This is a genomic window from Pyrococcus horikoshii OT3 (assembly GCF_000011105.1).
GTDB lineage: Archaea > Methanobacteriota_B > Thermococci > Thermococcales > Thermococcaceae > Pyrococcus > Pyrococcus horikoshii.
Genome location: NC_000961.1, coordinates 1,177,285 through 1,199,719 on the forward strand (window position 1 = coordinate 1,177,285; position 22,435 = coordinate 1,199,719).

General features: G+C 40.4%; 27 protein-coding genes, 4 tRNA genes and 1 pseudogene. 16 read left to right on the forward strand and 16 right to left on the reverse strand.

All coding sequences use genetic code 11. The features are described 5' to 3' along the window. Nucleotides 1–37: 37 nt before the first annotated feature. Nucleotides 38–193: a 50S ribosomal protein L40e gene (locus PH_RS06165; protein ID WP_010867964.1), complete on the reverse strand. Its 156-nt coding sequence runs from the start codon at nucleotides 191–193 to the stop codon at nucleotides 38–40. Between the two features lie 84 nt (nucleotides 194–277). On the opposite strand from PH_RS06165, the gene PH_RS06170 reads away from it, so the two are divergent. Further along, nucleotides 278–574, forward strand: coding sequence for a hypothetical protein (locus PH_RS06170; RefSeq protein WP_010885396.1), 297 nt, complete (start codon nucleotides 278–280; stop codon nucleotides 572–574). Here the strand turns inward: PH_RS06170 and PH_RS06175 are convergent. Next, nucleotides 564–1,223, reverse strand: a complete 660-nt coding sequence (locus PH_RS06175; protein ID WP_010885397.1) for a serine/threonine protein kinase — start codon at nucleotides 1,221–1,223, stop codon at nucleotides 564–566. The two genes, PH_RS06170 and PH_RS06175, sit on opposite strands and share 11 nt — an antisense overlap. 47 nt (nucleotides 1,224–1,270) lie before the next feature. On the opposite strand from PH_RS06175, the gene PH_RS06180 reads away from it, so the two are divergent. Next, entirely contained in the window at nucleotides 1,271–2,422 is a 1,152-nt protein-coding gene (locus PH_RS06180; RefSeq protein WP_048053360.1) for an alanine--glyoxylate aminotransferase family protein, read from the forward strand. Here the strand turns inward: PH_RS06180 and PH_RS06185 are convergent. From PH_RS06185 to PH_RS06200, 4 genes are all read right to left on the reverse strand, one after another. After that, complete coding sequence (locus PH_RS06185; protein ID WP_010885399.1) at nucleotides 2,415–2,996, reverse strand: ATPase, T2SS/T4P/T4SS family; 582 nt, start codon at nucleotides 2,994–2,996, stop codon at nucleotides 2,415–2,417. The two genes, PH_RS06180 and PH_RS06185, sit on opposite strands and share 8 nt — an antisense overlap. Before the next feature lie 48 nt (nucleotides 2,997–3,044). After that, a complete protein-coding gene (locus tag PH_RS06190; RefSeq protein WP_010885400.1) occupies nucleotides 3,045–3,731 on the reverse strand; it encodes a metallophosphoesterase in 687 nt (228 codons plus the stop codon). 22 nt (nucleotides 3,732–3,753) lie between these two features. Continuing rightward, a tRNA-Lys gene (locus tag PH_RS06195) sits at nucleotides 3,754–3,831 on the reverse strand. A gap of 65 nt (nucleotides 3,832–3,896) precedes the next feature. After that, a complete protein-coding gene (locus tag PH_RS06200) occupies nucleotides 3,897–4,304 on the reverse strand; it encodes a ParB/RepB/Spo0J family partition protein (RefSeq protein WP_048053361.1) in 408 nt (135 codons plus the stop codon). A 52-nt stretch (nucleotides 4,305–4,356) separates the two neighbouring features. Between PH_RS06200 and PH_RS06205 the strand changes: the two genes are divergently transcribed. Both PH_RS06205 and PH_RS06210 read left to right on the forward strand, forming a co-directional pair. Next, nucleotides 4,357–4,656 (forward strand): DUF357 domain-containing protein, encoded by a 300-nt coding sequence (locus PH_RS06205; protein ID WP_048053362.1) that lies wholly within the window; start codon nucleotides 4,357–4,359, stop codon nucleotides 4,654–4,656. A gap of 6 nt (nucleotides 4,657–4,662) precedes the next feature. Further along, nucleotides 4,663–5,063 (forward strand): annotated as a pseudogene (locus PH_RS06210) (DUF555 domain-containing protein). On the opposite strand, the gene PH_RS06215 reads toward PH_RS06210, so the two are convergent. Further along, the gene (locus PH_RS06215) at nucleotides 5,052–5,975 is read right to left on the reverse strand and encodes a tRNA 4-thiouridine(8) synthase ThiI (protein WP_010885404.1); all 924 of its coding nucleotides are present in this window, start codon (nucleotides 5,973–5,975) and stop codon (nucleotides 5,052–5,054) included. The pseudogene PH_RS06210 and the gene PH_RS06215 overlap by 12 nt on opposite strands. A gap of 81 nt (nucleotides 5,976–6,056) precedes the next feature. Here PH_RS06215 and PH_RS06220 point away from each other — a divergent pair, with 81 nt between their 5' ends. After that, nucleotides 6,057–6,725 carry a TIGR00703 family protein gene (locus PH_RS06220; RefSeq protein WP_048053363.1) on the forward strand — a complete coding sequence of 223 codons (669 nt, stop codon included), beginning with the start codon at nucleotides 6,057–6,059 and terminating at the stop codon, nucleotides 6,723–6,725. Nucleotides 6,726–6,778: 53 nt separating this feature from the next. Further along, the gene (locus tag PH_RS06225) at nucleotides 6,779–7,324 is read left to right on the forward strand and encodes a hypothetical protein (protein ID WP_048053364.1); all 546 of its coding nucleotides are present in this window, start codon (nucleotides 6,779–6,781) and stop codon (nucleotides 7,322–7,324) included. Here the strand turns inward: PH_RS06225 and PH_RS06230 are convergent. Next, nucleotides 7,319–7,966 (reverse strand): PHP domain-containing protein, encoded by a 648-nt coding sequence (locus PH_RS06230; protein WP_048053365.1) that lies wholly within the window; start codon nucleotides 7,964–7,966, stop codon nucleotides 7,319–7,321. The genes PH_RS06225 and PH_RS06230 overlap by 6 nt on opposite strands. An 83-nt stretch (nucleotides 7,967–8,049) precedes the next feature. Here PH_RS06230 and PH_RS06235 point away from each other — a divergent pair, with 83 nt between their 5' ends. Then, nucleotides 8,050–8,253 (forward strand): 30S ribosomal protein S17e, encoded by a 204-nt coding sequence (locus PH_RS06235; RefSeq protein ID WP_010885408.1) that lies wholly within the window; start codon nucleotides 8,050–8,052, stop codon nucleotides 8,251–8,253. Here PH_RS06235 and gcvH read toward each other — a convergent pair. Next, on the reverse strand, nucleotides 8,250–8,654 hold the full coding sequence (gene gcvH, locus PH_RS06240) for a glycine cleavage system protein GcvH (RefSeq protein WP_048053366.1): 405 nt from the start codon (nucleotides 8,652–8,654) through the stop codon (nucleotides 8,250–8,252). The two genes, PH_RS06235 and gcvH, sit on opposite strands and share 4 nt — an antisense overlap. 70 nt (nucleotides 8,655–8,724) lie before the next feature. Between gcvH and PH_RS06245 the strand changes: the two genes are divergently transcribed. Next, nucleotides 8,725–9,186: a DUF2284 domain-containing protein gene (locus PH_RS06245; protein ID WP_010885410.1), complete on the forward strand. Its 462-nt coding sequence runs from the start codon at nucleotides 8,725–8,727 to the stop codon at nucleotides 9,184–9,186. 60 nt (nucleotides 9,187–9,246) lie between these two features. Continuing rightward, on the forward strand, nucleotides 9,247–9,819 hold the full coding sequence (locus PH_RS06250; RefSeq protein ID WP_010885411.1) for a DUF996 domain-containing protein: 573 nt from the start codon (nucleotides 9,247–9,249) through the stop codon (nucleotides 9,817–9,819). On the opposite strand, the gene PH_RS06255 is transcribed toward PH_RS06250, so the two are convergent. Together PH_RS06255 and PH_RS06260 are read right to left on the reverse strand one after the other, a co-directional pair. Further along, complete coding sequence (locus tag PH_RS06255) at nucleotides 9,793–10,866, reverse strand: NOG1 family protein (RefSeq protein ID WP_010885412.1); 1,074 nt, start codon at nucleotides 10,864–10,866, stop codon at nucleotides 9,793–9,795. The two genes, PH_RS06250 and PH_RS06255, sit on opposite strands and share 27 nt — an antisense overlap. A gap of 16 nt (nucleotides 10,867–10,882) precedes the next feature. Further along, nucleotides 10,883–11,896: a transglutaminase-like domain-containing protein gene (locus PH_RS06260; RefSeq protein ID WP_010885413.1), complete on the reverse strand. Its 1,014-nt coding sequence runs from the start codon at nucleotides 11,894–11,896 to the stop codon at nucleotides 10,883–10,885. A gap of 64 nt (nucleotides 11,897–11,960) precedes the next feature. Here PH_RS06260 and PH_RS06265 point away from each other — a divergent pair, with 64 nt between their 5' ends. After that, complete coding sequence (locus tag PH_RS06265; protein WP_048053367.1) at nucleotides 11,961–13,157, forward strand: pyridoxal phosphate-dependent aminotransferase; 1,197 nt, start codon at nucleotides 11,961–11,963, stop codon at nucleotides 13,155–13,157. A 38-nt stretch (nucleotides 13,158–13,195) separates the two neighbouring features. Here PH_RS06265 and PH_RS06270 read toward each other — a convergent pair. The 3 genes from PH_RS06270 to PH_RS06280 all read right to left on the reverse strand — a co-directional run bounded on the left by PH_RS06270 (nucleotide 13,196) and on the right by PH_RS06280 (nucleotide 13,491). Next, nucleotides 13,196–13,270 (reverse strand) — tRNA-Cys (locus PH_RS06270). Between the two features lie 13 nt (nucleotides 13,271–13,283). Beyond that, nucleotides 13,284–13,370 (reverse strand) — tRNA-Ser (locus PH_RS06275). A 44-nt stretch (nucleotides 13,371–13,414) separates the two neighbouring features. After that, a tRNA-Thr gene (locus PH_RS06280) sits at nucleotides 13,415–13,491 on the reverse strand. 259 nt (nucleotides 13,492–13,750) lie between these two features. Between PH_RS06280 and PH_RS06285 the strand changes: the two genes are divergently transcribed. From PH_RS06285 to PH_RS06300, 4 genes are read left to right on the forward strand one after another with little or no spacing between them, the layout of a single operon-like run. Beyond that, nucleotides 13,751–14,170: a YhbY family RNA-binding protein gene (locus PH_RS06285; RefSeq protein ID WP_010885415.1), complete on the forward strand. Its 420-nt coding sequence runs from the start codon at nucleotides 13,751–13,753 to the stop codon at nucleotides 14,168–14,170. A 3-nt stretch (nucleotides 14,171–14,173) separates the two neighbouring features. Continuing rightward, complete coding sequence (locus tag PH_RS06290; RefSeq protein WP_010885416.1) at nucleotides 14,174–14,626, forward strand: 30S ribosomal protein S19e; 453 nt, start codon at nucleotides 14,174–14,176, stop codon at nucleotides 14,624–14,626. 42 nt (nucleotides 14,627–14,668) lie between these two features. Beyond that, entirely contained in the window at nucleotides 14,669–14,953 is a 285-nt protein-coding gene (locus PH_RS06295; RefSeq protein WP_048053368.1) for a PRC-barrel domain-containing protein, read from the forward strand. Then, nucleotides 14,950–15,543: a DUF447 domain-containing protein gene (locus tag PH_RS06300; RefSeq protein WP_010885418.1), complete on the forward strand. Its 594-nt coding sequence runs from the start codon at nucleotides 14,950–14,952 to the stop codon at nucleotides 15,541–15,543. Before PH_RS06295 ends, PH_RS06300 begins: the two co-directional genes overlap by 4 nt. On the opposite strand, the gene PH_RS06305 is transcribed toward PH_RS06300, so the two are convergent. Together PH_RS06305 and hjc are read right to left on the reverse strand one after the other, a co-directional pair. After that, nucleotides 15,530–17,071 (reverse strand): hypothetical protein, encoded by a 1,542-nt coding sequence (locus PH_RS06305; protein ID WP_010885419.1) that lies wholly within the window; start codon nucleotides 17,069–17,071, stop codon nucleotides 15,530–15,532. The genes PH_RS06300 and PH_RS06305 overlap by 14 nt on opposite strands. Then, nucleotides 17,068–17,442: a Holliday junction resolvase Hjc gene (hjc, locus tag PH_RS06310; RefSeq protein ID WP_010885420.1), complete on the reverse strand. Its 375-nt coding sequence runs from the start codon at nucleotides 17,440–17,442 to the stop codon at nucleotides 17,068–17,070. The genes PH_RS06305 and hjc overlap by 4 nt, the downstream gene beginning before the upstream one ends. A 53-nt stretch (nucleotides 17,443–17,495) precedes the next feature. Here hjc and PH_RS06315 point away from each other — a divergent pair, with 53 nt between their 5' ends. Continuing rightward, nucleotides 17,496–20,234, forward strand: a complete 2,739-nt coding sequence (locus PH_RS06315) for a DEAD/DEAH box helicase (RefSeq protein ID WP_010885421.1) — start codon at nucleotides 17,496–17,498, stop codon at nucleotides 20,232–20,234. A gap of 61 nt (nucleotides 20,235–20,295) precedes the next feature. Next, nucleotides 20,296–22,416 carry a hypothetical protein gene (locus PH_RS06320; protein WP_010885422.1) on the forward strand — a complete coding sequence of 707 codons (2,121 nt, stop codon included), beginning with the start codon at nucleotides 20,296–20,298 and terminating at the stop codon, nucleotides 22,414–22,416. Nucleotides 22,417–22,435 lie beyond the last annotated feature (19 nt).

A 22,435-nucleotide genomic window follows, 5' to 3' on the forward strand; every position in this document is an offset into this window, starting at 1 on the left:
TTTTTAAATTAAAAGCTAAAGAGCAAAAACGAACTAATCAGCGACCTCCTCCTCTTGGTTCTCTGGCCTTTGGCCTTAGCCTTTTGTAGCCACACTTTCTGCACTTCTCAGCTCCCCAGGGATTAGTAGCACCACACCTTAAGCAGATGTACTTTTTGAATATCCTAGCCTCAGCCTCTGGAAACCTCGCCATTCTCTCTCCCCCGGCTAAACTCTATGAGGGGATTTTTTAAACTTTGCCCATATACTTTTAACCATCTTGACTGGAGCTTAAAATATGGGTTATGATGAATATTTAACGGTAATTGTATTTGGAATAGGAATAACCCTTACCCTAATTTTTAAAAACTACGACTTCTTGATAATTCCATCACTTGGAATTCCAATAATTCTAGGTTATTTGGGAAGAAAGGAAAATATATTAGCAAAATCACAGATCTTTGAGAGGGATACAATATTAATGATAGCGTTAATTGCATTCATAGTTGTCATACTCAACTACATGATAGACCCAAGGATTGGACTTTTAGTACTGGGTTTAATCATGCCAATAATTTTTGCAATTAAAGGGTAGCTATCAGCTCAAACACTTCCCTGGGATCTCCATTCCTCTTATAATACTTAAGGGCCTTTCTCATCTCCTCCCTAAAACTTTCAGTAATGTTAAATTTTTCAGAAATTCTTCTAGAGACAATGTTATTTCCGAGAAATAACATAGACATTGCTGAAGTTAGGTTCCTTGGCTTCCTGTTCATGCTAGCCTTTTCAAAATCGATTAGCCAAATATCATCTTTCCCCACGAGAATGTGCTTTCCACCCTGAATTTGTCCATGGTCAATTCCCAAGGTGTCAAGCTTGTACGTCTTCTCAGCTATCCTAAATAAATGATGCCTCTCGATATTTTCCACCTCCATTAAATGAAGGCCATTGAGATACTCTCGAACAAGCACTTCCCTATCATCTATCTTTCCGTATAGTATCAATTCACCTGTTATACCAGAACCTTTGAGGATCTCCAAGATCTTTGCTTCTTTTTCCAAATTTCTTCTCGGAGAATCGGGCCTTTGGTACTTTATTATAACGTCACTTCCCCCAAATTCGCCTAAAAACACGAAACTTGTGGTACCCTTAGCTAGGAATTTTTTAACTTTAATTCTATACTTCCCTAGTTCCTTATTTAATACCTCAATGCTCTTATTTATCACCCCTTCGATTGTCACCACCCTATTGTTTTTATACTTCCATAGGTATATAATTGTGGGTGGAGATTATGGAGTTCGAAGAGGCATTTAAAGAAGTTTATGAGATGGTAAAGCCAAAATACAAGCTTTTTACAGCGGGGCCAGTTGCATGTTTCCCAGAAGTTTTAGAAATAATGAAAGTTCAGATGTTCAGCCACAGATCTAAGGAATACAGGAAAGTTCACATGGACACCGTTGAGAGGTTGAGGGAGTTCCTTGAAGTTGAGAAAGGGGAAGTACTGCTTGTACCAAGCTCAGGAACCGGAATAATGGAAGCCAGCATAAGGAATGGAGTTAGTAAAGGAGGAAAGGTTCTTGTAACCATAATAGGAGCATTTGGAAAGAGATACAAAGAGGTTGTCGAATCCAACGGTAGGAAAGCTGTTGTACTGGAGTATGAACCAGGAAAGGCTGTTAAACCCGAGGACCTAGATGATGCATTGAGAAAGAATCCTGATGTTGAGGCCGTGACGATAACTTACAATGAAACTTCGACTGGAGTCCTGAACCCATTACCAGAGCTTGCAAAGGTTGCAAAAGAGCACGATAAGCTTGTATTCGTCGATGCAGTTTCAGCAATGGGAGGGGCCGATATAAAGTTCGACAAGTGGGGGTTAGACGTTGTATTCTCAAGTTCTCAAAAGGCCTTTGGAGTACCACCAGGATTGGCAATTGGTGCTTTCAGTGAGAGATTCCTTGAGATCGCTGAAAAAATGCCAGAGAGAGGATGGTACTTCGACATTCCTCTCTATGTAAAGTACCTAAAGGAGAAGGAATCAACACCTTCAACACCTCCGATGCCACAGGTATTTGGAATAAACGTTGCGCTGAGGATAATTGAGAAGATGGGAGGAAAGGAAAAGTGGCTAGAAATGTACGAGAAGAGGGCTAAAATGGTTAGAGAAGGAGTCAGGGAGATAGGACTCGATATACTTGCGGAGCCGGGGCATGAAAGCCCAACTATTACCGCAGTACTCACTCCTCCTGGGATAAAGGGTGATGAGGTTTATGAAGCCATGAGAAAGAGAGGCTTTGAGCTAGCAAAGGGATACGGTAGCGTGAAAGAAAAGACCTTTAGAATTGGGCACATGGGATATATGAAGTTTGAAGACATCCAGGAGATGCTTGATAACTTGAGAGAAGTTATAAATGAATTAAAGAAGCAAAAGGGGATCAACTGATTTTCTCAAGTTTTCCTTCTTTTATCTCATATATTGCATTAACCTTCCTTAGACCTGTTTTGATATCCCTATAAAGTTCAATTATCAGTTCAAATTTGCTCAAAACATCTTCATCTATTCTAAGCCAGTGCTTTATTTCCTCAAGGACATTTCTAGATAAGGAAAGTGACGTCACTATGAAACCATACCTGTCTATTAATCTCCTAAGTATCTTGGCAACATCCACCGTGTGTAGCGTATCTATAATAACATAGTCAGGATCTATCCTCGATATCTCGCTTATTACATCTTCAGTTCGTTGTCCCAGAGATCTCTCATCGAACTCTGTATTTATGACTCTTATGTTCTCTTTAAAAGGTTTAAACTCATTATAAGCTGTAATAACGGCTATTCTCCAGTTTTCGGGAATTAAGAATGTTAACGCCTCGATTAGCTTAGTTTTTCCAGTTCTTGTACCTCCAACTATAACTATATCCTTTTTCTCCATTATGGCTTTCCTTAAGATATCAAGCTGCTCCTTCGTCACGGTTCCATACCTTAGTAGATCTTCAGGAGTGAAGATATAGACGCCCATTTAATGCACCCTGGAGATAACTTATCTTGAGATATTAAAGCGTTTACCCTATAACCTTTTCATGGCTTCAATAAGTTGACTAAATCTCCCAAAGTTCAATAACTCATCTCCAGTTGTTACTAAAACCTCCAAATTAGAGATATCTTTCCCCCGTAGGATCGGGGAAATCGGCCCGTTCAGAGTTAGGTCATTCCCATAGGCCCAAGGGCTAAACGCTGGGAGGACTATTATATCTTCTCCCCTTAGAAAAACTGGAACCTTAACAATTGCTCCGACTTCGTCCCTTAACCTTATCGCAGGATGTTCATGCCCGATTATGAATTTATTTCCCTCTATTTCCTTATGTCCGTGCACTATAGTCCAGTTTCCAATTTCTATGCTTTCCATGATGTCAACATTAAACCTATCTTTGATCCATTCAATCCCTGTGTCATGATTTCCTTTAACTAAAATCACCTCATCAACTACCTCCTTTACTTCCCTTAAGAATGTTCCAACCTCAAAGAATTCTCTCTTCAGAGGTGTGAAGGAATGCTTAAGATCCCCATTTATAATAAGGGTTTTGGCATTTTCGTGCATTGCAATAGATTTAACATCTCTTATAACATCCCTAAGAAGTTTTGGAATGTACATTCCCCCCTGAATAGCACTTTCCTCAAACCCTATGTGAATATCCGCTAAAACTAGAACTTTCCCTATTACTATTGCTTTACCTGGGAGTAGTTTTATTTTCATTTCAACCCCCTTAGAAGGAGGCTGGCGGGCCGGGGGGGATTTGAACCCCCGACCTGCGGATTAAGAGTCCGCCGCTCTAACCAGGCTAAGCTACCGGCCCATAACCCGATGTCTGATGAAATGAGAATTGCTTATAAGCTTTTCGGTAAGAGACTCCGCAGGGACTTATAGGATACAATTACCCCTAATCCTTAGATCATCTAACTTCCTAATTCCCTGTTTTTCTACTGACTCCTCTATGTTAATCTTTATAGGTTTTAATGGTCTTAATATAATGGCTTCAACAAAACCCAACTTGAGGGCTTTCCTGGCATAGGCCCTGTGATGACCATCCAGTAAATAGTACTTTCCGTTGTACTCTAAAACAATAACCGGAGCATCGTAGCCATGGATCGTCTTTTCTATGACTATTTCCAGCTTTCTCCTTTCTAATTCTCTCTGGGTTGGTATTAAGTCAGATATATCAACGTACCTATGTACTATCTCAAAGGGAACTCCATATAGTATTTCATTTTCCCTTTTAATCTTCTCAGCCCTTTTAAATGCCTCCTCTCTCGTTATTATCTTTATCATAATATCCCCAACAAAAATTATTAATACCCAATTATTTTTGTGAATTTTGACGATGTCAAAGCCTGTGACAAACATAATCTCAAAGGAAAAAATTGAGAAATATATCAGTATAACGGAAGAGGCACTAGAAAACCTTGAGATTGCAGTAGATGAGAGAAGCCACCTCTACATAGTCGCGAAAGACTTTTTAACGATGGCAAGAAGCTACTTTGAGGACGCGAAGTATTACTACAAAAAAGGAGATTACGTAACGGCCTTTGCAGCAATAAACTATGCACATGGCTTTATAGATGCGGGAGTGAGATTAGGAGTGTTTAAAGGTGAGAACAACAGACTATATGCTTTCGGGTGATGCGAGATGGGGGATTACATAGTGGTTTTAGAGGCCCCTATTATAGTTAAAGACGTTGAGAGCGTGGAAGAAGCCATTGAAGCCGCTGTGAATAAAGTTGTCAATGCTCTTGAAAAGGAAAAGCTTGATTTTGTGAGGGTTGAACTTGGATATTCCAAGTGTCCAGTTTGTGGAGCGCACTTTGAAAGTGCCTTTGTGGTAGGTAATGTGGGGCTCGTGGGGATATATCTCACTTTGAAGGTATTTAATGCTCAAAGTTTAGAGCATGCCGAAAGAATAGCGAAAGCTGTAGTTGGAAGGGCATTAAAAAAGTCCCATTAAAGCTTTTTGAAATAAGGGAACTTAACAACGGTAGGGAGGAGAGTAAAGGGATAATGGCAAATGATGAGGAAAAGTTAGAGGCCTAGCCTTTCTTTAACACTTTTTATATACTCCTCGGGAAGTGCTATCAGGGGATAATAAACCGGGACTGGAAACATTTTAAAATCCTCAGTTATCTCAGAAACTTCACTATTAAGATCGTTTGGCCTTAGCCCTTTGATAACACCTTTAACTCCAAAGTCTCTTATTAACTTCAAAACCCTGTCAAAACTTTCAGCTACAACAAGAAAGCCTTTAGATCCATAAGAATATCTCTTCAAGAGATTCCAAAGGGATCTCACTTTTTCCAGGTTTTTGTCATCCTTCCCAATGTAGACAGGTATTACCTCAACTCCCCTTTTCATCATTAGAAATATTGCTAAAGCTGAGAGTTCATCATGAAGTATCCCGATCATTCTCCCCTCGGTTCCTATTGGAAGGCCACCCCAACCCTTAATTTTCTCGGTGTAGATGTAGGCCTTTCCTTGCATGATCTCTATTCCGATTTCAATATCGTAATTTTTAAGATCCACTTCACAATTTTCATTATTTAGAATATACTCTCCAACCTTAGCCTGAATTTCTAGACTATCTAAAGGAAACTCTTTTGTTATTCTTCTTGCAGTAACTCTAAATTTTGGCCTTTCTTTTCCTACCTCTTTAGCCTTTTTCCTAAACATAAGCAAAGCCGTCCTATTTATCTTTTCGAGGGATGCTTCAACTTCCATAGCTGGAGAAATGGAGACTATCCCAAAGACCCTTACAAGGACATTAGCCGCTTCCTTTGGTGAATTAGTTTTAACTATTATCCTTCCATGTCTTGAAAAAATCTCCTTATAGGGAACTTCCTCCGTAACGAGGGCCTCCCTAATATTATTCATTAGAATTTTTTCGAACCAAGATCTCGTTTGTCTGGATTTTGTCCCTATCTCCCCATACCTCACGATAACAACGTTCATGGTCAAAGAGTCGAGCGAGTCCTAAAAAGACTTTTCCTAAAATTTAAAAACCTAGAAGTTTAATAACAATAGGTGATTAAAATGCTTGAGGGGTATTATATAATAGAGAACCCAGGTGTTGTTCCTGCCGAGAGAAGATTCAGGATGAAGGACTTAAAAGCCTGGGGCTATGATCTCCACTTAGGAACGATAGAAGGGGAAAGGGCTTACTTTATATCTAAGACAGGCGAAAGACACGAAGGAGAGACTTACATATTCAAAGGAAAGGAATACCATGTATCTAGAACCCAAAAAGAGATACCAGAAAATGCAAGACTACTGGCTAGGATTATAATAGAGAGGGGAAATCCTTACTTGGAAGTATGGCTAGAGGAGGAAGATGTTAAGTTCCCGTTAACTAAGGAGGATCCAAGAATAATCCTAAAGAGAATTTGGGAAAAGGAAAAGCTAAATCAACTTTTAAAGCATGTAAGAGCTGTAGGGCTTACAACCGATTTTTATAAGGATAATGTCTTCACCCAGGGAATCCCACTTCCCTATGAGGAATATCCACCAAAAGTGAGGAGGGTACTTAGGGAGGTCAAGGACATTCATAGAGATCTAACTGGATTTGGAAGATTCGTATTTCAGTACTTTGGAGAAGTTGACAAAATGCACAACTATAGGCTGTACTGGACGTTGCCAACGTTGCATTTATTCGACATTGACATAGCGAATGAAGTTGATAAAGTGCTCGGAATGTTAGATTAACTTGAGGAAACTTTAAATCTTTTAAAATTTTATTCCAGGAATAGGTGACTCAAGTGCCCCTGTTCTCATTTAGGAGGAGTAATAAAATAAAAAAGTTACTTGAAGATGGAAAAATGGAAGAAGTCGTCAAAAAAGCCCTTGAAAATGAAAAGATCGCCAACCATCTAGTAGAGCTGCTCGATGACAAAAATCCTGGGATAGTGGGAGATTCCCTCATGGTCATATCGATGGTCATTAAGGAAAACCCAAATGCAGTAAGAATTACCCAGGAATTAATTGAAAAGATCTTTGATCTCCTAGCAACATCAAAGGTAGCCTACGTTAAAGATGGAGCTATGGCACTCTTACTGGAATTAGCCAAGAACTATGGAAATGAGTTTAGGGAAAGCTTCTCAAAAGGGGTGGAAAAACTAATGAAGAAGGGAGATAAAAGTATCGTTGCATTTGCATTGCTATTAATCAAAGAGCTAAAGCTCTCTCAATTTAAAGATACCGTCACATCACTACTGGAAGTTGAAGATAAGGTAATACTACCCTTTAAAGGAAGAAGATGGGTAAGAATAGGGGATATAGCTAGAGAGGTGCTTGATTCCCTATAGGTACTCAGAAAATATCAAATCCTCCTTTGTTCCTCCGGCCTTCTCCAGCATTTTAAGACTCCAAGATACCTTTCCAACATCTTCGGGCCTATGGGCATCCGTTGCCAGGGATAGCTTTATTCCCCTCTTCACACATTCCCTTATGAATTCTAAGTCTGGAACCTTGTATCTTGCACTTATCTCAAAGGCTTTTCCATAAGCTTCCGCCAAGTCTAAGATTTCATCTATTTCCTCCCTCGTTGGGTATCCAATCCATGGAAAAGAATTTCCGAAATGCCCTATTATGTCAACGTTGTCATCCATTATAGCCTTCTTGACGTAATTAATGTACTCATGGGTCCCATTCCTCCCAAACCATTCATGAACACTAGCAATTGCGTAATCTAGTTTCTTCCTAAACTCATCAGTAATGTCGGGACCATTTTCCAAGATGTTAGCCTCTATTCCTGCTAGCACCACTATTTCACTCTCTTCCTTGATGACATTAATTTCATTGATGTACGCTGAGAACCTTGAGGGAGTGAAGAAATGTATGTGGTCACTTATCCCAACTATCTTCAAGCCTCGTTTTTCGGCCCATGCTACATTGTCTCTTATTAACCCGATGCCATCTGAATATACCGTGTGGGTATGTAAGTCCATCACGAAGATGCAATTATAGGCAAAACTTTAAAACTGCTACGGTCAAGCGAGAGTTGGATTAGATAAATTTAGGAGGGATGAGGATGGGGAAGATAAGACAAGGATTTATTAAGAGAGTTGCGAGAGAGCTATTTAACAAGTATCCTAATGAGTTCACCAGGGATTTTGAGCATAACAAGAAAAAAGTTCAAGAGCTAACAAATGTAACGAGCAAGAAGATAAGGAACAGGATCGCTGGATACATAACAAAGCTGGTAAGAATGAAAGAAGAAGGAAAGATACTTTAGAGAGTTTTCAAGTACTCCGCGTATTTTTCTGCATCCATTAACTCTTTAAGTTCTTCCTCTAGGTTCTTTGGTTTTATTTTGGCTATCCAAGCCCCATACGGATCCTCGTTAATCTTTTCGGGGCTATCACTTAGCTCTTCGTTAACTTCAATGACCTCCCCACTTACAGGAGCGTAAACTTCGCTCACGGCCTTAACGCTTTCAACTTCACATAACACGTCTCCCTTGCTAACTTCCTTTCCTACCTCAGGTAATTCAACATAGGCTAAATCTCCAAGCTCCTTCTGAGCATAATCAGTTATGCCAACGAGCACGGTTCCATCTTCTAGAACCTGAGCCCATTCATGGTCCTTTGTATAGTATAGTCCTTCCTTGACCTTGTACTCCCCAACCTCAATCATAACAACCACCACCTTCCAATTTAGCAGCAACCTTTAAAATCTTTACAGTAAAAAGGCTGGGGAGTTAACAATGGAAGTGCTTGAGATTAGAGAGGTTCAAGCTAAAGATGTTGTCATTTCTCCCAGGCCAGTCTGGAAGTGTAGAACGTGCATAATGTATGGAAAGAGACCAAACTGCCCTCCATATGTTCCATCTTGGAAAGAAGCTAGGGAGTTACTAAAACATTACAGAAAAATCCTCTTGATAAAGTTTAAGATAGACGTTGAAAATTTTGAAGAAGAGAAAAGAAAAGTTCTTAGGTGGTTACTTAATAAAGAAAAGGAGCTCTTTAAAAAGGGAAATTATTATTCTCTAGCCCTCTTTCCTGGGAGCTGTAATCTTTGCGATACTTGCACTTTTGAAACGGAAGGGAAGTGTAAGATGCCAGAGATGGTTAGACCTAGTATTAATGCAATAGGGATAGAGCTCTCTTCATTGGTTGAAATAAACTTTAATGAACCTGTTCTCTACGGAATTATATTAGTAGACTAAAGTATACATCTATGGAAATTCTTTTAAACATCAGAGCGTAAACTGAAAAGAGGGATAAAAATGAGTCTAAGCAACGCAAAGGTGTACGGTGGAATTGGAGCAATACTGCAATTAATAGGGCCACTAGTGGGGAGTACCGGTGTAATATTATCGATAGTTGGGCTCGTCCTTGTATTCATTGCGGTGAAGATGATAAGCGAAGAAACTAGAGATGACAGGATATTCAGTCTCTATCTAAAGGGGTTCATATCAATGCTCGTTGGTCTAGTGCTCTTTATTGCGGTAGTCTTTGCAACCGTGGGGTCAGCGATATTCAGAATGACAGGAAAAGCCATGATGTCACCGGCTCATATGATCAGCCTGCTAATCCCAATATTAGCTGGGCTCGTAATCTTATGGATTGCATACATAGTTGGAACTTACTTCCAAAAGAAGAGCTTTGAATTGATAACCCAATATACGGGAGTTGACATGTTTAAGACTGCGGGACTCATTTACTTCATAGGAGCGCTATTGATAATAGTCGCGATAGGCTTCCTCGTGATCATAATTGCAGCGATCCTGGAGGTAGTGGCCTTCTTCTCCTTGCCGGAAGAAATTAAGGAGTCAGAGATAGCTCCTGTATCTCCTTAACTCCCTTTCAATCTTTTCCCTTGCAACTTTCTCTGCGAGAGGTCTAAGAGTTTTTATGATCTCTTCTTTAACTAAATCAATCCCGGTTCCTTTTAAGGCGGAAATTTTTATTGGATTTAGCCCCTTTTCTTTAACAAATTTTTCTAATCTCTTAATATTTTCTTCATCGGCTACATCAATCTTGTTTATGACGACAAGGAAAGGTAGGTCTTTGAACTCTCCATGCACCTCCTCAAAAAGATGGATCTGCTCTTCCAGTGGAAAGCCGCAATGTTCACTGGGGTCAAATATATAGATTATAAGGTTTCCTAAGTACCTTAAGGCTAGGATCGCTTGCTTTTCTATTTCATTTCTCTCGCTAATGGGCCTATCGAGTAATCCAGGAGTGTCTATAATTTGATATCTGAAGTAACCGTCTTCAAACTGACCTACATTTATTCCTCTAGTGGTAAAGGGATAGCTTGCTATCTCAGGCTTGGCAGTTGTTAGGGCTTTTAAAAGGGTCGACTTTCCAACATTTGGATGTCCCGCTATTACAACTGTAGGTATTTCCAAGTCAACCACGGGAAGATCCTTTAGGACTTCCCTGGCCTTGTTTAGATATCTAAGCCTATCATCTATATCCCTTAGAACACTTGCTACCCTACCATAGAATTGCCTCCTAAGCTCTGCAATTTCGTTCGGATCGTTTGAGTACCTTATCCTTTCAACGTACCTCTCCTCAAGCTCTCTAATAATTCTGATTGCCCAATCTATCCCGGCCATGGCCTTATGAAATGTATCCCTGTCAACAAGAACGTCAACTAGCTCTTGATAGAACTTTGGAAGAGTTGAAAGCCCAGGGGTTCTTTCCAGGACTTTTCTAAGATTATCCCTCACAACGTTACTTACAGTCCTAACTCTTAACTCCTCTCTCAACCTGGCTTTTTTTACCTTATTTCCCCTAGGTTTAAATGAAGAAGCAGCTTTTTCAGCTCTTCTAAAGGCTTTATCAATTAATTCGTCAGCGGTAAGTACCGTTGGCATTCTCTCAAATGGATTCCTCACTTCTCACACCCCCTGATTACATAATCCACCACTCTCTCCTCTTAAGGATGAAGATCCCAAGCATGATGATAACCGAGTAGAGGAATCTCCATCTGTCATCCTCAAGCCTAGCCTTATAAATCCTTTCTAAGGTTATTCTATCCCTAGTTATTCTGTAAATCCTAACTTCCCTAATTTCCCATATCCTATCAATATTCTCCAGATACTCTTGAAACTTGGTGGGCTTCGAGCCCCAATCTAAGATCCATAGTGTTCCATTAACGTAAATTCCGGCCGCAGCATGGCCTCCACTAGGCTCTTTCCTAACTACCGTGTGAACTATATAAACTGGGGAAACATTATTATCTAATAATATATTCGCGACCAGGAGAGCAAAGTCACTACAAACTCCCTTCTTATATCTTAAAGTTTCTTTAGGAGTCTGAATATAAGTTATAGGGCTTTTAACTCTATCGAAATCATATTCCATATCAGAAATAAACCTTTGAGCTTCCACTCCCTTTTCCCACGAATTCCCCCTTAATGTCACGTTAATAGAGCCGTAGCCATATTTAAGAACGCATACCATCGACGTCCTAAAGTCATAAAGCCATGAGGTTCTATAGTTACATAGCTCTCTAGGAAAGTCAACGTTTTCATTCAAATACAAAACGTAGTGTTCACTTCTAAAGCTCCACAAATTTGATGTTATCGCGGGAAGGATTATAAACACCAAGAAGAGCATCCCAATTATCTTCCAATCAACGAACCTAAAAATCCTTTTATGAAGTGGTTTCGCAAAAAACTTCACATCCGAATACAGCTCTTTTTCAAGGGCTTCACCGTACCTCCAAAGAATAATAAGGGCCTTATTTTTTTGTTTTCTCTCGGTTTTCATCAAGCTTACTTGTTCAACAACCTTCAGATACTCTAAAAAAGCCCTATCTGGAGAATTAATCTTAGCTATATTAACAAGCTTTTGACTTATCTCGGGCATTAAACCTTCAAGCTCCTTTGCACATTCCTTTATGAGCTCTTTATATTCTTGCATTTCAAGGATTAAAGTAGGCAAAACTATTTATTAGTGTACTCATAACATATACCAGGTGACCCTAATGATAAGGGCTTCTAAAAGAGCTCTTTCTATAGAATACGCAATTAGGGATGTTGTACTACCCGCTAGAGAGCTCGAAAAAAAGGGCATAAAAGTGATCAGACTAAACATTGGCGACCCCGTTAAATTCGACTTCCAGCCACCAGAGCACATGAAAGAGGCATACTGTAGGGCAATTCAGGAAGGTCATAACTATTATGGAGACAGCGAGGGATTAATTGAGCTTAGAGAAGCAATAGTGAAAAGGGAAAAGGAGAAGAATGGGGTTGATATAACTCCCGATGACGTTAGAGTTACGGCCGCTGTAACAGAGGCACTACAATTGATATTCGGGGCCCTTCTGGATCCAGGAGATGAGATTCTAATCCCAGGACCGAGCTATCCTCCATATACGGGCTTAGTGAAATTTTATGGCGGAAAGCCAGTAGAGTATAGAACAATTGAGGAGGAAGGATGGCAACCAGATATAGACGACCTAAGGAAAAAGATAAGTGAAAGAACGAAAGCGATAGCCGTTATAAATCCTAACAATCCAACGGGGGCCCTATACGATAAGAAAACTATAGAAGAGATTATAAACGTTGCAGGAGAACACGATTTAGTAGTTTTAAGCGACGAAATCTACGATTTGATGACTTATGAAGGAAAACACATTTCTCCTGGCTCCTTGACCAAGGATGTTCCAGTTATAGTCATGAATGGATTATCAAAGGTATACTTTGCCACGGGATGGAGGCTTGGGTATATGTACTTTGTTGATCCCGAAGGGAAATTAAGCGAAGTCAGGGAAGCAATTGATAAACTAGCAAGGATAAGAATATGTCCTAACACACCAGGACAATTTGCAGCGATAGCGGGATTAACAGGCTCCATGGACTATCTTAAAGAGTATATGAAAAAACTAAAGGAGAGAAGAGACTTCATATATAAGAGACTCAATGAAATTCCAGGAATAAGCACAACAAAACCCCAGGGGGCATTCTATATCTTTCCAAGAATTGAAGAAGGCCCATGGAAGAGTGATAAGGAATTTGTGCTCGACGTTCTACATAACGCCCATGTCCTATTCGTTCATGGCTCAGGATTCGGCGAATATGGGAAGGGACACTTCAGAATTGTATTCTTACCTCCGATTGAAATCCTCGAAGAAGCTATGGACAGGTTTGAGAAATTCATGAGGGAAAGGCTTTCTTCATGATATTTTTCTTTTTAACTTAACTTTCTGAAAAATGAGTTTGGAGCCGGGACCGGGATTTGAACCCGGGTAAAGGGGATCTGCAGTCCCCCGCCTGGCCTCTAGGCTATCCCGGCATTACAAAAAGTGTGGCGCCGCGGCGGGGATTTGAACCCCGGCGGGACCACGCCCACCGGCTTAGCAGGCCGGCGCCCTACCAGGCTAGGCTACCGCGGCACACTCGATAGTTTAGAACTAAGGTAGGTATTTAAATTTTTTGTTGGAGCCGGGACCGGGATTTGAACCCGGGACCTGGGGATTACGAGTCCCCCGCCCCACCAGGCTAGGCTATCCCGGCTCAAGCCCATTTTCATCTAACACATCCCTTGATTTATAAAAATTATCCTAGGCCAAGAAAATCCAGGAGGAAAGATAAAATCCGCAAACAAGCTTACCCTCCAGCATTAAAACTTCTAAGCTCCTCTAATTGATAAACCACGATATTTTAGATAACCAGAGAAACTTCGAGGTCAACAAAAGACGGAAGGATAGTTAATAAAGAGGTAATCGACATGTTTAAAAGCCCCTATTATTTCCCCAAGATGAGGTGAGTACTCATGGTCACCAAACGCTTACCTGGGAAAATTAGACGAGCCCTTAGGGCGAGATACTATGATATAGAACCTAAGGCTTGGATAGGAAAGAAAGGGATAACGGAGAGCGTGATAAAGGAAATAGAAACCCAACTTGCTAGAACTGGGGTATTAAAAGTTGAGATAAGAAAGGGAGCCTTTATAGCTACTAAGATGAGTAGGAAGGAAATAGCGGAGAGGGTTGCGGAGCTCACCGATAGTGAGCTCTTAGAGGTTAGAGGCAAAAGATTTATATTGTTTAAGCCGAGAGAGGGATGGGAGAAATATTTAAAAAAGCTCCAAATGAAGGAGCAAGCAAAGAAGAAGGTTAAAGAAGAACCAATAAGAAAGATTAAGCTTGATATCCTTGAATTTAGAAAGAAGTTCAAAAGAGGGAGGGGTTGAAGGATGGCCACGGTTTATGATGTTCCCGGTGACCTATTGGTGGAGAGAGTTGCCCAGAGACTTAAGGAGATCCCTGAAATTAAGCCTCCAGAGTGGGCACCCTTCGTAAAGACTGGAAGACACAAGGAGAGACTTCCTGAGCAGGAGGATTGGTGGTACTATAGGGTAGCTTCGATACTTAGGAGAGTATACATAGATGGTCCCGTCGGGATTGAAAGGCTTAGAACCTATTATGGCGGAAGGAAGAACAGGGGGCATGCCCCAGAGAGATTCTACAAGGCAGGAGGGAGCATAATAAGGAAGGCCTTACAACAGTTGGAAGCTGCAGGATTCATCGAAAAGGTTCCAGGGAAAGGAAGGGTTGTTACTCCCAAGGGTAGAAGCTTCCTCGACAAGATTGCCACGGAACTCAAAAAGGAGCTTGAAGAGATAATACCAGAGCTGAAGAAGTACTAAAGGTTTTTATATTCAATTTTTCTAAAATTCTTGGGATGCACAATGGTCAGAATAAAGGCATCAAAGCTTAGGGATGTTGAGCTTATAACCGATACTGGGGTAAGGTTAGGTTGGGTTTATGATATACTCTTTGAGGAAGATGGGAGCGAGGAGGAGAAGGGAAGGATAATAGCAATTCTTGCGGATCCTGATGAAGACCTCGACCTAAAGAAGTTCAAAGTAACAAAGGATGGACTCCTTATTATCCCCATAACGGCCGTGAAAAGTATTGGGGAAGTTATAATAGTCGATTCCTCAAAACTTTCCGTGATTGCCAGGGAAAAATGAATCTTAAGGAACTATTTCCAGAAGAAGGCAAAGTTTATGAATGCATACTGATAACTAAGTCTAATCTAACCCCCATTGGAATAGTTAGAGTTGGAGATTTCCTAAAATTTAAAATTTTTGAAGGAAGAAGCTTTGAGGATCTCAGCATTAGTAACTTTGCGATAGTTCAAATTGTCGATGATATTGAGTTATTAGTATCTCTTGCATTCAACATATTTCCAAATCTAGAATTCGAGCCGGCTTTGAAAGTTCCACTAAAAAAGATCAAGGGATATCCCTGGGTTGAGGGGAGAGTTAATTGCCATAAAGAAGTTATAGAAGATGAAGTTGGGAAAAGCTTAGCTAAGAATTGCACGCTTACACCTATTTATATTGGAATGGTAAAAAAGTTACCAAGGCCAATTAGCAGGGCCGATAATTACCTCCTAGAATTTGCGATAATTGCAACGAGGATACTTGTAGCAAGAAAAAGAGGATTAAGAATAGATGGTCTCTTAAAGAAGGCCGAAGAGGCCTATGAGATGTATATAAGGCTAGGGGGAAAATCAAAAATAGCAGAAGAGATAAATGAGCTTATCAAGAGAGAGTAAACTGTAGGATTGCTTCCTCCCCTGGCCCAAGTTCATCAATTCTCCATATTATCTTATTATCTTCAATTTCAACGTTCCCTCTACTAGCCCACGCATCCTTAACATTTGCGAGCTTCTCGTACTTAAATTCCTTAACGCCTCTAAGACGCGGAGCTTTTATCTTGACGAAATAGTATTTATCGATGCTTTCCTCTACTATTATTGGCCTAAAGAATGCCAAATATGAGGAGGCTCCAAAAACCGCTAGAAATCCAATTACTAAGAGAACAAAGTTGATATCAGAAGCTGATCTCTCTTTTCCTGGAGCTAAGGGTACATAGGTTGAGGTTGTCGTCGTTGTTAGGGTTTCTGTAATCGTTTTAGTAATTAACTCCTTTTTAGGTTTACTAGCGATTACGTTAACCTGGGTACTAGCCGGTAGGTAATTCTCGCTCTCGATTTTAATTTCAGCAGCACCTACCCCAATTTTTTCTACGTTAAATTCCGCAATCCCATTCTCGTCGGTAACGGAGTATAAAGTATCTCTAGATCCCTGGACAACAACTGTAATTCCCTTAATTGGGTTTCCTTTAGAGTCTAGAACCTTAACCCTTAATGTATTATTAATTTGGGAAGCCAAAATGATCGGCCTCTCCACCTCAACTATCTTTTCAGAGATAATCCCATCCAAATCCGCTTTAATGATATACGTTCCTGGCTCCGTGACATCGAGGGTGACGAAACCGAGACTATTTGTCGTGAACTCCCTTCCATTGATCCATACCTTAATCCCCTCCACCGGAAAGTCTTCTTCTCTTACATTAACGAATATCTTTCCTCCCCTGAAGTATGCATCCATTGTTAGGTTCCTTCTATATACGGTGAAGCTGTAGGTTACGTTTTCCTTTCTCCCATAAAACTCCGCTTCAAAGCGAAGGGTATAATTCCCCAAAGGTAGCTTTCCTAAGTTAATCTCCCTTCTCCAAACTCCCCAACTGTCTATCATTGGCTTGTAGGAAGTTTCAAGCATTAGTTTACCGTTCTTGAATAGCTTTACATAAGCTTCACCATAGAGGAGTAGGTTTGATGTAGAATCAATGGAGAGGATGAAGGTTGCATTTTCACCGTATAGATACTTACCTTTCCCCTCAATTGATAGGGTAAAGTTCACAACCGATTTTACCTTGACTTTTACGGTATCTTCAGCGATCTGATTTCCAAATTTAGCAACTATGTGAACATTATAAAGCCCAGCTTCAGGCTTTACAAGGAAAATTTTCATCGGAAATTCATGAGATGAATTTGGCTCTAAGAAATTTAAGAATTCTTGAGTGAAGAGGATCCCTTTAATGGTATCGATGGAATAAATGGTAACGTTTCTAGCGGTTTCGTTTCCTACATTTTTTATTGTGACGTTTACAACCAAGGTCTGACCAGGAAATCCCTCAACGCTCTTTGGGGATACCTTTAAAACCAAGACAGGCTGTGAGCTAACAGGTGGCGTTAGGAGCAACGCAAGGAGGAGGGCTAAAAATAGATATCTCCTCATTTTTGTTCCCCCACCTCAAGTTTCCTTTGAAGGCCTACTACAACTTCGAGGGTTTCTCCATCATTTGGAGAGATAACAAGGTTTCCTTCACCGCTAGGTCTGAAGAACCTCCACCCAACTCCCAGGAACTTTACAGCTAGAACTGGGGTACCACCAAATTTATTCGCGAATTCAACTAGCTTCTTCAGATCATCCCCCTTTATGTAAAGCTTCCCCTTCTTCGTCGTCTTAACTTCGATACAAAGGTAAATTTTACCATTTCCAGCTACTACATCAACTTTCTTGCTACCTGCAGATCTAATTACGGCAAATCCAAGTCTTTCCAATTTTTTTATCAATTCCCTTTCAGCGTTTGCTCCCTTTCTATACATACTATTCCTTAATCGAATGATACATTTTTAAGTTAACCCTCGAGCTTGATCTGATGCATATAGTGCTAAAGAAGGCCATTAAGGAGAAGTTTGGAAAGTTAAACAAGCTTCAAATTCAAGCCTTTAAGGCAATATATGGAGAAGGGGAGAGCGTCCTAATTATAGCCCCAACTGGAAGTGGAAAAACTGAAGCCGCTATTATACCAGTCATAAATTCAATTCTTAAGGATAACCTTCGGCCAATTTCATGCTTATATATAGCCCCGTTGAAGGCATTAAACAGAGATCTATTAGAGAGGTTAAAATGGTGGGGAGAGAAGACTGGAATTAAAGTTGAAGTTAGACATGGAGATACTCCCCAGTCAATGAGAGCAAAGCAGGTAAAGAACCCTCCCCACATATTAATAACTACTCCCGAAAGCTTGCCAGCGATCCTCACCACAAAGTCGCTGAGGAAGTATTTGGAGAACGTTAAGTTCGTCATAGTAGATGAGATAACTGAACTCGTTGACAATAAAAGAGGTATTCAGCTAATACTGAACTTAAAGCGACTTTCCTTGATAGCCGATTTTATAAGAATAGGGTTATCCGCTACGGTCGGAAACGAGGAGGAAATAAGAGAGTGGTTTGAGGCTAAAAGGATAATAAAGCCACATTTAAAGAAAAGGTACAAGTTTAAGGTACTTTACCCCCAACCAAAGCCTGAGGACCAGGAACTAGCAGAAAAGCTCAAGGTTCCAGGTGACGTTGCTACCAGGCTTAGAACTTTATGGGAGATCGTTGAGAAATATAAAAAGGCGTTGATTTTTGTAAACACGAGGCAGTTTGCAGAAATTTTAGGGCACAGACTGAAAACCTGGGGAAAGCCTGTGGAGGTGCACCATGGAAGTCTCTCAAAAGAGGCCAGAATTGAGGCCGAGAGAAAGCTCAAGGAGGGTAAGATAAAAGCTTTAATATGCACATCCTCAATGGAACTGGGAATTGACATCGGAGATGTGGATGTGGTAATCCAATACATGAGTCCAAGGCAAGTAAACAGACTAATTCAAAGGGCCGGAAGGAGCAGGCATAGGCTCTGGGAAGTTAGTGAAGCTTACATAATTACGACGGGTGTAGAGGACTATCTGCAGGGTCTTGTCATAGCAAAAAGGGCACTTGAAGGGAAGCTCGAGGGAGTAAAACCCTATGAAAATGCTCTAGACGTTCTCGCTCATTTTATCGTTGGATTGCTGATCGAGTATAGAGACTTAAAGATAAATGAACCCTACAGGCTCGCCAAGGATACTTACCCCTATAGGAAGCTTAGGTGGGAAGACTACCTTAGAGTCCTCGAGATCTTAGAGGAAGCTGGAATAATAAAGAGACATGAAGATAGGCTTAGACTGGGAAGAAAATCATTCAAGTACTATTTTGAAAATTTATCAACAATTCCCGATGAGGTAAGTTACAAGGTAATAGACGTTGTCTCTGGAAAGCTTATAGGAAGGTTGGACGAGAACTTCGTAATCAACTTGGAAGAAGGTATTGAATTTATTATGCACGGTAAAAGTTGGCTGGTTCTTGAGATAAAAGATGATGTAATTAAGGTGAGAGAGAGTGAAAACATAGAAGGGGCCATACCAAGTTGGGAAGGTGAGCTGATACCCGTTCCATATGAGGTTGCCATTGAGGTTGGAAGGTTAAGAAGGGAGCTTGTTCAGGATAAAGAGAGAGCTATTAGACTCATTAAGGGAGTGGAGTTCGAAGAGAAGGAGCTAGACATTGCAAGGGAAAGATTAAAAGAGAATGATCTTATACCGAGCGACAGGGATATCTTGATTAGCGTTTTTCCAAACTTAGTTATAGTCCACTCAGACTTTGGGAACAAAACTAATGAAGGACTAGCCAGATACATTCTTGCTTTTCTTTCGCTTAAGTATGGAAAGATATTTTCAGCTAGAACCCAGTCCAATGGAATAATAATAACAACCCCCTTCAAGATGAATCCAGATGAAATCAAGGATATCCTTAGAATTAAAGGTAACGTTAGGGAGATAATTTCCAGGGCCCTTAAGGATAGCCCAATATATAGGTGGAAAATGCTTAACGTCGCTAAGAGAATGGGAGCCCTTCGAAAAGATGCAAGAATTAAAAAGGTAGAGAGACTGTTTGAAGATACGATCATCGAAGTAGAAACTTTCAACGAGATATTTCACGATAAAGTAGATGTAGAGCGCGTGAATACTGTCCTTAAGAAAATTAAAGATGGAGAGATTAGGGTAAAGGGAAGGATCCTGGAGGAACCAACGTCACTGGAACTTGAATACATGAGGCTGAGAGGAGAATTTTTAATGACTTCTCCACTCGACGAGAAGGAGATTGAACTTCTATTTAAAGAAAAACTATTAGAAAGCTCAATAACTCTCGTATGTACAAATTGTGGATTTTCCTGGGAAACAAAGGTTAGAAGGATTATAGATAGGATAGGAGATATAAAATGTCCGAAGTGCGGATCGAGGATGTTAGCTCCCCTTCATCCAAAGGATGCTGAAGCCTTTAAACTTTCCCTTAAAAAACTTAAGAGTGGAGAAAAGTTATTCGAGAAAGAGGAGAAAGCTTACCTTAAAGGCCTAAAAGCCGCGGACTTGCTGAATAGCTATGGAAAAAACGCTCTACTAGCCTTAGCAACTTACGGAGTAGGGGTTAAGACTGCAACCAGGATACTTTCGAGGTCATATTCAGAAGAGATGTTGATAAAGGAGTTAATGGAGCTCGAAAAACGTTATATAAGGACAAGAAAGTTTTGGGAATGATCCACCAAAAGACCTTTATACTTAATTAAAATCTAAAGTGTAAGAGGCAATAAAATAAATAATGGGGGTCGAGATAGCGATGAGAAAAGCTAGCATCTTGCTAACGATTCTTCTTTTGACAGGCTTTATTATGGAGATGTTCATCCCTGTAGTTTCCGGAGAGGAAAAGTACTCTGAACTTTCAACCGTAGGCCTAAAGTTAGGATGGGGAGTAAAATTCGCCCAAAAGTATGTGGTGAAGCTCGTAGACGTGGATCAGAACTGGACAATGGTAAGGATAAATATTTATGAGAACGGTAACCCCACAGCGAAGTTTATATTAAAAGAGGGGGAAGTTGGATATTATCCACAAGAGAATAATGTCATATTCAGGGTCAAGGTCGTTGGAATATGGAAAGATAAGGGAGTAGTATACGTAAAGATAGGAACCCCACTAAAACTACTCGACGATAAGGTCGTTATATACAAAGGTTCTTCATACACGATTCCTAGTCCTTTTCCAAGATATAAGATAAAAGTCATAGAGGTTCCTTCAGATTCCAAGGCTACCCTTGAAATAACTTACCCAGATGGTAGTAGCGTAAGGAAGGTAATAGAAAAAGACTCCCCCGTTTCAATACCTTACAAGGTTAGTGACGAATTCGTACAATCATCTTACATCTTAATAGAACTCGTTAGTGCCGAGGAGAACAAGAAAATTGTCGTGAACGTTTACGGGGCAAAAATGACCTTTCAAGGAGCACAGATAGTTAAACCTGAAGAGAAACCCTCTGAAGAGGAGACAAAGGTTACAGAGGTCAGCCAAGAAGTATATGGGGGATTACTTTACGTGGGAGAGACCCTGACGATTGAATACAACAACACGAAGTATGGATTAAAGTTATTATCCGTTGGATACTATTCCAGATTTGAGCTTCTGAATTCAAAGGGAGAAGTTATGGAAAAGTTCTCTATAAGGGAAGGTAACATCTATCAATTGGTAAAGGCCCCATTTAGAATTGAGATTCCACCAAACAGCGTAGATCTAACTTATAATAGAACATATATTAGGGTTTTCGGGCCATTAGGGGCGTTAGCTTTACCCATAATAAGACAAGCAAATGTTACTGCAGAATTAGCGGTAAATGAAAAGCAGATACTGTTAAATGGAGATGAACTCGTTGTCTTCATAAAAGTTAAGAACCTGGGCAGAGGGAATGCCTTTCAAGTTAAAGTCATAGCTCCAGTTCCAAATAACTTCCAGCTCAGGAGTGGGATAGGTACATGGACTCTAAACACCCTAGAAGCGTATTCCGAGATGCCAGTCTTGGTTTACACGTTGAAGCCAACTAAGGTGGGAGAATATAAACTTGGCCCAGTTCTCGTGGAATACTACAATGAGGCGGGAGAGAAGGTCACGGTTAAATCTAACGTTATAGAGAAAATAATAGTCTATGGTACTCCGGAGATAAAGCTAGAGGCCAAGGTTCTAACTGATAATAAAACATGGAGCAACTACGTGGATGCCAAAGTTAACTCAACGATAAGACTGAGGTTCAAAGTTTCAACCGAGGGTGAGAGCGGAGAGTACGAGTTCATTAAAAATGCGAGCATAATAGTGAATATGGGAGACTTCTTAGATGGAAAAGAGGTTATTCCCATAGGGTATCTACCTGCAGGTAAGGAGAAGGTTGTTGAAGGGCAGTATTTAGTGCTAAAGAAGGGAATTCACAGGATTGGTGTTACGTTAGTCTACCAGGATCCACTTGGAAACTGGCATAGAATTAGCTATCCAAACCTTATATTGATAAACAGTATACCGCCGAAGGTTATAGTGAAGAAAGAGGTCGTCGAGAAGTGGCCAGAGCCCAATGAGTTACCTGGGTATATAGATACCGTTCTATCAACGCTCTCCAATCCCACTCCCCTAGCTGAGAAGATAGTGAACGTTTCATCTAAGTACGTGAAACAAGAGCAAAATACCGGGATAAGTGCAACTAAGGTACTTGGAGTTATAACAATCATCCTGGGCGTTGCACTCATTGGAACGGGGTACATGGCCGTAAAGTATAGGAATGATTTAGAAGCACTAAAGGCTAAAAAGAAGAAATCCAGACCAGGAGGATTGCCTAAAAAAGAAGAAGAGCAAATAACCGAACAAAAATCTGAAGAAAAAGAGGGAGAGATTGAACTTCTTTCTTGATTTAATTATTTTTAGTGCA